This is a genomic window from Bacillus sp. FSL R5-0576 (genome assembly GCF_038004765.1).
Taxonomy (GTDB): Bacteria; Bacillota; Bacilli; order Bacillales; family Bacillaceae; genus Bacillus; species Bacillus subtilis.
The window spans coordinates 279891-290657 of the sequence record NZ_JBBORU010000001.1; the positions used below are offsets into that span (position 1 = coordinate 279891).

At 50.3% G+C, this 10767-nt stretch carries 1 protein-coding gene; it reads left to right on the plus strand.

Going from position 1 to position 10767, the window contains the following annotated elements:
• Positions 1 to 10749: a non-ribosomal peptide synthetase gene (locus tag NX903_RS01450; RefSeq protein ID WP_217009430.1), complete on the plus strand. Its 10749-nt coding sequence runs from the start codon at positions 1 to 3 to the stop codon at positions 10747 to 10749.
• The last annotated feature ends 18 nt before the right edge of the window (positions 10750 to 10767 follow it).

Here is a 10767-nt window from a genome sequence, read left to right on the forward strand (position 1 = left end):
ATGAGCAAAAAATCGATTCAAAAGGTGTACGCACTGACACCAATGCAGGAGGGAATGCTGTATCATGCGATGCTTGATCCGCATTCTTCCTCGTACTTCACACAATTAGAGCTTGGGATTCACGGCGCTTTTGATCTTGAAATCTTTGAGAAAAGCGTCAATGAACTGATTCGGTCATACGATATTCTCCGTACGGTATTTGTGCATCAGCAGCTGCAAAAACCGCGTCAGGTCGTGTTAGCGGAACGCAAAACAAAGGTGCATTATGAGGATATCAGTCATGCAGACGAGAACCGCCAGAAAGAGCACATTGAGCGTTACAAACAAGACGTTCAGCGCCAAGGCTTTAACCTGGCAAAAGACATATTGTTCAAGGTAGCGGTTTTCCGCCTTGATGCAGATCAGCTGTATCTTGTCTGGAGCAATCATCATATTATGATGGACGGCTGGAGCATGGGCGTCCTCATGAAAAGCCTGTTCCAAAACTATGAAGCGCTCAGAGCAGGAAGGACACCTGCAAACGGTCAAGGCAAGCCTTACTCCGACTACATCAAATGGCTTGGAAAACAGGACAATGAAGAAGCGGAGAGCTACTGGAGCGAGCGCTTGGCGGGTTTTGAACAGCCAAGCGTGCTCCCGGGCCGCCTGCCTGTGAAAAAAGACGAATACGTCAATAAAGAATATTCCTTTACATGGGACGAAACATTGGTTGCCCGTATTCAGCAAACCGCAAATCTCCATCAAGTGACAGGGCCTAACCTATTTCAGGCCGTTTGGGGCATTGTTCTCAGCAAATACAACTTTACGGATGATGTTGTCTTCGGAACGGTCGTCTCAGGAAGGCCGTCTGAAATCAACGGAATTGAAACGATGGCGGGGCTGTTTATCAACACCATTCCGGTGCGGGTAAAAGTTGAACGAGATGCTGCATTCGCTGATATTTTCACAGCTGTTCAGCAGCATGCAGTAGAGGCAGAGCGTTACGATTACGTGCCGCTCTATGAGATTCAAAAACGCTCAGCCCTTGATGGCAATCTCTTAAACCATCTGGTCGCGTTTGAAAATTATCCGCTTGATCAAGAGCTTGAAAACGGCAGCATGGAAGACCGCCTCGGGTTTTCGATTAAGGTAGAAAGCGCATTTGAACAAACGAGCTTCGATTTCAACCTGATTGTGTATCCGGGCAAAACGTGGACCGTCAAAATTAAATATAACGGAGCCGCCTTTGATTCCGCTTTTATCGAACGGACAGCGGAGCACCTTACCCGCATGATGGAAGCAGCTGTCGATCAGCCGGCCGCTTTTGTGCGTGAGTACGGGCTTGTTGGAGACGAAGAGCAGCGGCAAATTGTCGAGGTGTTTAACAGCACGAAAGCCGAACTCCCTGAAGGAATGGCTGTTCATCAGGTGTTTGAAGAGCAAGCGAAACGGACGCCGGCGAGCACTGCCGTCGTATATGAAGGAACCGAGCTGACGTACCGCGAGCTGAATGCAGCGGCTAACCGTCTGGCGAAAAAGCTTGTCGAACAAGGGCTTCAAAAAGGGGAAACAGCAGCGATTATGAACGACCGCTCAGTAGAAACCGTTGTCGGCATGCTGGCTGTTTTAAAAGCAGGCGCCGCATATGTGCCGCTTGATCCAGCGCTTCCTGGGGATCGTCTTCGTTTCATGGCAGAGGACAGCTCCGTTCGAATGGTTTTGACCGGAAATTCTTATACAGGGCAGGCACATCAGCTGCAAGTGCCGGTTCTTACACTGGACATAGGTTTTGAAGAGAGTGAAGTGGCTGACAATCTCAGCCTGCCATCCGCCCCGTCCGACTTGGCGTACATCATGTACACATCTGGTTCAACGGGCAAACCGAAAGGCGTCATGATCGAACATAAAAGCATTCTGCGCCTCGTCAAAAATGCCGGGTACGTTCCTGTTACTGAAGAGGACCGCATGGCGCAAACGGGAGCTGTCAGCTTTGATGCCGGAACGTTTGAGGTATTCGGCGCACTGTTGAATGGCGCAGCGCTTTATCCGGTCAAAAAAGAGACGCTGCTTGATGCGAAACAATTTGCTGCATTCCTGCGTGAGCAAAGAATCTCGACGATGTGGCTGACATCACCTTTATTCAACCAGCTTGCCGCAAAGGATGCGGGTATGTTCGGCACACTGCGCCATTTAATCATCGGCGGAGATGCCCTTGTCCCTCATATTGTCAGCAAAGTAAAACAGGCATCTCCGTCGCTTTCATTGTGGAACGGATACGGCCCGACAGAAAACACGACGTTTTCAACCAGTTTTCTGATCGACCGTGAGTATGGCGGCTCTATCCCAATCGGGAAGCCGATCGGAAATTCCACTGCCTACATCATGGATGAGCAGCAATGCCTGCAGCCAATCGGCGCGCCTGGTGAGCTTTGCGTAGGCGGAATCGGTGTAGCGCGTGGGTATGTCAATCTCACTGAGCTGACAGAAAAGCAATTTCTCGAAGACCCGTTCAGACCGGGTGAGAGAATTTATCGCACTGGTGACTTGGCAAGATGGCTGCCGGACGGCAATATCGAATTTTTAGGCAGAATCGACAACCAAGTAAAGGTGCGCGGCTTCCGAATTGAGCTTGGCGAAATTGAAACAAAACTGAACATGGCTGAGCATGTGACAGAGGCTGCGGTGATCATCCGCAAGAACAAAGCGGATGAAAATGAAATTTGCGCGTACTTCACAGCGGATCGTGAAGTGGCTGTGAGTGAGCTGAGAAAAACACTGTCTCAGTCTTTGCCTGACTATATGGTCCCTGCCCACCTGATTCAAATGGACAGCCTGCCGCTTACGCCAAACGGGAAAATCAACAAAAAGGAACTGCCTGCACCGCAATCAGAAGCCGTGCAGCCGGAATACGCAGCACCAAAAACAGAGAGTGAAAAGAAATTAGCGGAGATCTGGGAAGGAATACTCGGCGTCAAAGCAGGCGTTACCGATAACTTCTTTATGATCGGCGGCCATTCTTTGAAAGCGATGATGATGACGGCGAAAATTCAAGAGCATTTTCATAAGGAAGTTCCGATAAAAGTGCTTTTTGAAAAGCCGACTATTCAAGAACTGGCACTGTATTTGGAAGAGAACGAAAGCAAGGAGGAGCAGACGTTTGAATCGATCAGGCAAGCATCTTATCAGCAGCATTATCCTGTATCCCCGGCCCAGCGGAGAATGTATATTCTCAATCAGCTTGGACAAGCAAACACAAGCTACAACGTCCCCGCTGTACTTCTGCTGGAGGGAGAAGTAGATAAAGACCGGCTTGAAAACGCGATTCAGCAATTAATCAACCGGCACGAAATCCTCCGTACATCGTTTGACATGATCGACGGAGAGGTTGTGCAAACCGTTCATAAAAACATATCGTTCCAGCTGGAGGCTGCCAAGGGACGGGAAGAAGACGCGGAAGAAATAATCAAAGAATTTGTTCAGCTGTTTGAATTAAACCGCGCGCCGCTCGTCCGTTCGAAGCTTGTCCAGCTGGAAGAAAAACGCTACCTGCTGCTCATTGATATGCATCATATTATTACTGACGGAAGTTCAACAGGCATTCTAATCGGTGATCTTGCCAAAATATATCAAGGCGCAGATCTGGAACTGCCACAAATTCACTATAAAGATTACGCAGTTTGGCACAAAGAACAAACTAATTATCAAAAAGATGAGGAATACTGGCTCGATGTCTTTAAAGGCGAACTGCCAATACTGGATCTTCCCGCGGATTTCGAGCGGCCTGCTGAACGGAGCTTTGCGGGAGAGCGCGTGATGTTTGGGCTTGATAAGCAAATCACGGCTCAAATCAAATCACTCATGGCAGAAACAGATACGACAATGTACATGTTTTTGCTGGCGGCGTTCAATGTACTCCTTTCCAAGTACGCGTCACAGGATGATATCATTGTCGGCTCGCCGACAGCTGGCAGAACACATCCTGATCTGCAAGGTGTGCCGGGTATGTTTGTCAACACGGTGGCACTCAGAACGGCACCAACGGGAGATAAAACCTTCGCGCAATTCCTTGAAGAGGTCAAAACAGCCAGCCTTCAAGCATTCGAGCACCAGAGCTATCCGCTTGAGGAGCTGATTGAAAAGCTTCCGCTTACAAGGGATACAAGCAGAAGTCCGCTGTTCAGCGTGATGTTCAACATGCAGAATATGGAGATTCCTTCATTAAGATTAGGAGATTTGAAGATTTCCTCGTATTCCATGCTTCATCATGTTGCGAAATTTGATCTTTCCTTGGAAGCGGTCGAGCGTGAAGAGGATATCGGCCTAAGCTTTGACTATGCGACTGCCTTGTTTAAGGACGAGACGATCCGCCGCTGGAGCCGCCACTTTGTCAATATCATCAAAGCGGCCGCGGCTAATCCGAACGTTCGGCTGTCTGATGTAGATCTGCTTTCATCTGCAGAAACGGCTGCTTTGCTAGAAGAAAGACATATGACTCAAATTACCGAAACCTTTGCAGCACTTTTTGAAAAACAGGCCCAGCAAACACCTGACCATTCTGCGGTGAAGGCTGGCGGAAATCTGCTGACCTATCGCGAGCTTGATGAACAGGCGAACCAGCTGGCGCATCATCTTCGTGCCCAAGGGGCAGGAAATGAAGACATCGTCGCGATTGTTATGGACCGGTCAGCTGAAGTCATGATATCGATTCTCGGTATCATGAAGGCGGGGGCAGCTTTCCTTCCGATTGATCCTGATACACCCGAAGAACGAATCCGTTATTCATTAGAGGACAGCGGAGCAAAATTTGCGGTCGTGAATGAAAGAAACATGACGGCTATTGGGCAATATGAAGGGACAATCGTCAGCCTTGATGACGGTAAATGGAGAAATGAAAGCAAGGAGCGCCCATCATCCATTTCCGGGTCTCGCAATCTTGCATACGTCATTTATACGTCCGGTACGACCGGAAAGCCAAAGGGCGTGCAGATTGAGCATCGCAATCTGACAAACTATGTCTCTTGGTTTAGTAAAGAGGCGAGCCTGACGGAAAATGATAAGACTGTATTGCTTTCATCTTACGCATTTGACCTTGGCTATACGAGCATGTTCCCCGTACTTCTGGGCGGTGGCGAGCTCCATATCGTCCAGAAGGAAACCTATACGGCGCCGGATGAAATAGCGCACTATATCAAGGAGCATGGGATCACTTATATCAAACTGACACCGTCTCTGTTCCATACAATAGTGAACACCGCCAGTTTTGCAAAAGATGCGAACTTTGAATCCTTGCGCTTGATCGTCTTGGGAGGAGAAAAAATCATCCCGACTGATGTTCTCGCCTTCTGTAAGATGTATGGACATACCGAATTTATCAATCACTACGGCCCGACAGAAGCAACGATCGGCGCCATCGCCGGGCGGGTTGATCTGTCTGAACCGGATGCATTTGCGAAACGCCCGACAATCGGACGGCCGATTACGAATGCCGGCGCGCTTGTCTTAAATGAAGCATTGAAGCTTGTGCCGCCGGGAGCGAGCGGACAGCTCTATATCACGGGACAGGGGCTTGCGAGAGGGTATCTCAACAGGCCTCAGCTGACAGCCGAGAGATTTGTAGAAAATCCATATTCGCCGGGAAGCCTCATGTACAAAACCGGAGATGTCGTACGAAGACTTTCTGACGGTACGCTTGCATTTATCGGCCGGGCTGATGATCAGGTGAAAATCCGCGGCTACCGCATTGAGCCGAAAGAAATTGAAACGGTCATGCTCAGCCTCAGCGTAATTCAAGAAGCGGTTGTACTAGCAGTTTCCGAGGGCGGTCTTCAAGAGCTTTGCGCGTATTATACGTCGGATCAAGCTATTGAAAAAGCAGAGCTCCGGAACCAGCTTTCCCTAACACTGCCGTCTCATATGATTCCTGCTTTCTTTGTGCAGGTTGACGCGATTCCGCTGACGGCAAACGGAAAAACCGACAGAAACGCTTTGCCGAAGCCGAACGCGGCACAATCCGGAGGCAAGGCCTTGGCCGCACCGGAGACAGCGCTTGAAGAAAGCTTATGCCGCATTTGGCAGAAAACGCTTGGCATAGAAGCCATCGGCATTGACGACAATTTTTTCGATTTAGGCGGCCATTCATTAAAAGGGATGATGCTGATTGCCAACATTCAGGCGGAATTGGAGAAAAGCGTACCGCTTAAAGCACTGTTCGAGCAGCCGACTGTTCGCCAGCTGGCGGCTTATATGGAGGCGTCTGCCGTTTCAGGCGGCCATCAAGTACTCAAACCGGCTGACAAGCAGGCTATGTATCCATTGTCATCCGCACAGAAACGGATGTACGTGCTCAATCAGCTTGACCGCCAGACGATAAGCTACAACATGCCATCTGTTCTTCTAATGGAAGGAGAGCTTGATATTTCGCGCCTGCGCGATTCACTCAATCAGCTTGTGAACCGTCACGAATCATTGCGGACGTCATTTATGGAAGCTAATGGTGAGCCTGTTCAGCGCATCATTGAGAAGGCGGAGGTTGATCTTCATGTGTTTGAAGCCAAAGAAGACGAAGCGGACCAAAAGATTAAGGAATTTATCCGGCCATTCGACTTAAACGACGCACCGCTCATTCGCGCAGCTTTGCTTCGAATAGAAGCGAAAAAACATTTGCTGCTTTTAGATATGCATCATATCATCGCAGACGGCGTCTCAAGAGGCATCTTTGTAAAAGAATTGGCGCTGCTTTACAAAGGAGAGCAGCTTCCGGAGCCGGCGCTTCATTATAAAGATTTCGCCGTTTGGCAACATGAAGCTGAGCAAAAAGAACGGATGAAGGAGCATGAGGCGTACTGGATGTCAGTTCTTTCAGGCGAGCTGCCAGAGCTTGATCTCCCGCTCGATTACGCCCGTCCGCCTGTGCAAAGCTTTAAAGGAGATACGATCCGTTTCCGTACGGGAAGTGAGACGGCAAAGGCGGTAGAAAAACTGCTTGCGGAAACCGGAACGACCTTGCACATGGTGCTCCATGCTGTTTTCCACGTCTTTTTAAGCAAAATTTCCGGACAGCGGGATATCGTCATCGGCTCCGTTACTGCCGGCCGGACGAATGCTGATGTTCAGGACATGCCGGGAATGTTCGTCAATACACTTGCCCTGAGAATGGAAGCGAAAGAACAGCAAACATTTGCGGAGCTTTTGGAGCAAGCAAAGCAGACGAACTTGTCAGCGCTTGAGCATCAGGAGTATCCGTTTGAAGATCTGGTTAATCAGCTTGATCTCCCTCGGGATATGAGCCGAAACCCATTGTTTAATGTGATGGTGACGACAGAAAACCCTGATAAAGAACAGCTTACATTGCAAAATCTGAGCATTTCACCTTATGAGGCTCATCAGGGAACTTCTAAGTTTGATCTGACACTGGGCGGATTTACTGATGAAAATGGCATTGGCTTGCAGCTCGAATATGCGACGGATCTGTTCGCAAAAGAAACAGCTGAAAAATGGAGCGAATACGTTCTGCGGCTACTAAAGGCTGTTGCGGATAACCCGAACCAGCCGCTTTCCAGCCTGTCACTGGTCACCGAGACAGAAAAGCAAGCGCTTCTTGAGGCATGGAAGGGCAAAGCGCTGCCTGTGCCGAGAGACAAAACGGTTCATCAGCTATTCGAAGAGACTGTCCAGCGCCACAAAGACCGCCCGGCTGTCACATACAACGGCCAGTCTTGGACGTACGGCGAGCTGAATGCGAAGGCAAACCGTCTCGCGCGGATTCTGATGGACTGCGGCATCAGCCCGGATGACCGAGTCGGCGTTCTCACGAAGCCGTCGCTTGAAATGTCCGCCGCGGTGCTCGGCGTCTTGAAAGCCGGAGCGGCGTTTGTGCCGATTGATCCTGACTATCCGGATCAGCGGATTGAGTATATTTTACAGGACAGCGGCGCGAGACTTCTCTTGAAACAGGAAGGTATTTCAGTGCCGGACAGCTATACGGGAGATGTCATTCTTCTCGACGGAAGCCGCACGATTCTAAGCCTGCCGCTTGATGAAAACGACGAGGAAAATCCAGAGACGGCTGTAACCGCGGAGAACTTGGCGTACATGATTTACACGTCTGGAACGACCGGACAGCCGAAGGGTGTCATGGTCGAGCACCATGCGCTTGTGAACCTGTGCTTCTGGCACCACGACGCGTTCGGTATGACAGAGGAGGACCGCAGTGCGAAGTACGCAGGCTTTGGATTTGACGCTTCCATTTGGGAGATGTTCCCGACCTGGACGATCGGCGCTGAGCTTCACGTCATTGATGAAGCGATCCGCCTCGATATCGTCCGCCTGAACGATTATTTTGAAACGAACGGCGTAACGATCACGTTCCTGCCGACACAGCTTGCGGAACAGTTCATGGAGCTTGAGAACACATCACTTCGCGTCCTCTTGACCGGAGGAGACAAGCTGAAGCGCGCAGTGAAAAAGCCGTACACACTCGTCAATAACTACGGGCCGACAGAAAATACGGTCGTTGCCACAAGCGCAGAAATCCATCCGGAGGAAGGCTCGCTTTCCATCGGAAGGGCCATTGCCAATACGAGAGTATACATTCTCGGAGAGGGCAATCAGGTACAGCCGGAAGGCGTAGCTGGAGAGCTTTGCGTGGCGGGGCGCGGACTGGCACGCGGCTATCTGAATCGAGAAGACGAAACCGCGAAGCGGTTTGTCGCTGATCCGTTTGTGCCGGGTGAGCGCATGTACCGCACCGGCGATTTGGTGAAATGGACGGGCGGCGGCATCGAATACATCGGCCGGATCGACCAGCAGGTCAAGGTCCGCGGCTACCGGATCGAGCTCTCAGAAATTGAAGTCCAGCTCGCCCAGCTTTCTGAGGTGCAGGATGCGGCGGTGACAGCTGTCAAGGATAAAGGAGGCAACACAGCGATCGCGGCGTATGTCACACCGGAAACAGCTGACATAGAAGTACTGAAATCAGCACTGAAGGAAACCCTGCCGGATTACATGATCCCGGCGTTCTGGGTGACGCTGAACGAGCTTCCGGTTACGGCAAACGGCAAAGTGGACCGCAAAGCCTTGCCTGACCCGGACATCGAAGCGGGAAGCGGAGAATACAAAGCGCCGACGACCGACATGGAAGAGCTGCTTGCCGGCATCTGGCAGGACGTGCTTGGATTGTCTGAAGTCGGTGTCACCGACAATTTCTTCTCGCTTGGCGGAGATTCCATCAAAGGAATTCAAATGGCGAGCCGCTTGAATCAGCACGGCTGGAAGCTGGAAATGAAAGATCTCTTCCAGCATCCGACGATCGAGGAGCTCACCCAGTACGTAGAGCGTGCCGAAGGCAAACAGGCAGACCAAGGCCCGGTGGAGGGCGAAGTCATCCTGACGCCGATCCAGCGCTGGTTCTTTGAAAAGAACTTCACGAACAAGCACCACTGGAACCAATCTGTGATGCTTCACGCCAAGAAGGGCTTTGATCCTGAACGGGTGGAGAAAACATTGCAGGCGCTGATCGAGCATCATGACGCGCTCCGCATGGTCTATCGTGAGGAAAACGGGGACATCGTTCAGGCGTATCAACCGATCAGTGAGAGCAAGGTCAGCTTCGAAATCGTGGATCTGTACGGCTCCGATGAAGAGATGCTGAGAAGCCAGATTAAAATTCTCGCGAACAAGCTGCAGAGCAGTCTCGATCTGCAAAACGGGCCGCTTCTAAAGGCGGAGCAATATCGCACAGAAGCTGGAGATCACCTGCTCATTGCTGTACATCATCTGGTGGTCGACGGTGTGTCATGGCGGATTTTGCTTGAAGACTTTGCTTCAGGCTACATGCAGGCTGAGAAAGAAGAGAGCCTTGTCTTCCCGCAAAAAACAAACTCCTTCAAGGATTGGGCGGAAGAACTGGCGGCATTCAGCCAATCAGCGCATCTTTTACAGCAGGCTGAATACTGGTCGCAAATTGCCGCTGAACAGGTTTCTCCTTTACCGAAGGATTGTGAAACTGTGCAGCGGATCGTCAAGGATACATCATCCGTCCTATGTGAATTAACGGAAGAAGACACTAAGCATCTTTTAACAGATGTTCATCAGCCATATGGAACTGAAATCAACGATATTCTTCTCAGTGCGCTTGGTTTGACAATGAAAGAATGGACAAAGGGGGCCAAAATTGGCATTAACCTTGAGGGACACGGCCGGGAGGACATCATCCCGAATGTGAATATCTCCAGAACGGTCGGCTGGTTTACGGCACAATACCCTGTTGTGCTCGACATATCTGAAGCAGATGCCTCAGCTGTGATCAAAACAGTCAAAGAAAACCTGCGCCGCATTCCGGACAAAGGTGTTGGCTACGGCATTCTTCGTTATTTCACAGAAACAGCGGAAACAAAGGGCTTCACACCGGAGATCAGCTTCAACTATTTGGGCCAATTCGACAGTGAAGTCAAAACCGATTTCTTTGAACCGTCTGCTTTCGATATGGGGCGCCAAGTAAGCGGAGAATCAGAGGCGCTGTACGCTTTAAGCTTCAGCGGCATGATCAGAAACGGCAGGTTTGTGCTTTCCTGCTCCTACAATGAGAAGGAGTTTGAAAGAGCTACAGTCGAGGAGCAAATGGAACGGTTTAAAGAAAACCTCCTGATGCTAATCCGCCATTGCACGGAAAAAGAAGACAAGGAATTCACACCAAGCGACTTTAGCGCCGAAGACCTTGAAATGGACGAGATGGGAGATATCTTTGACATGCTTGAGGAGAATTTAAAATAAAACGCAAGGGAATTACAG

Excerpts from the sequence above, each read along its gene's own strand:
- NX903_RS01450 (WP_217009430.1), top strand. The coding sequence starts at position 1 with ATGAGCAAAAAATCGATTCAAAAGGTGTACGCACTGACACCAATGCAG.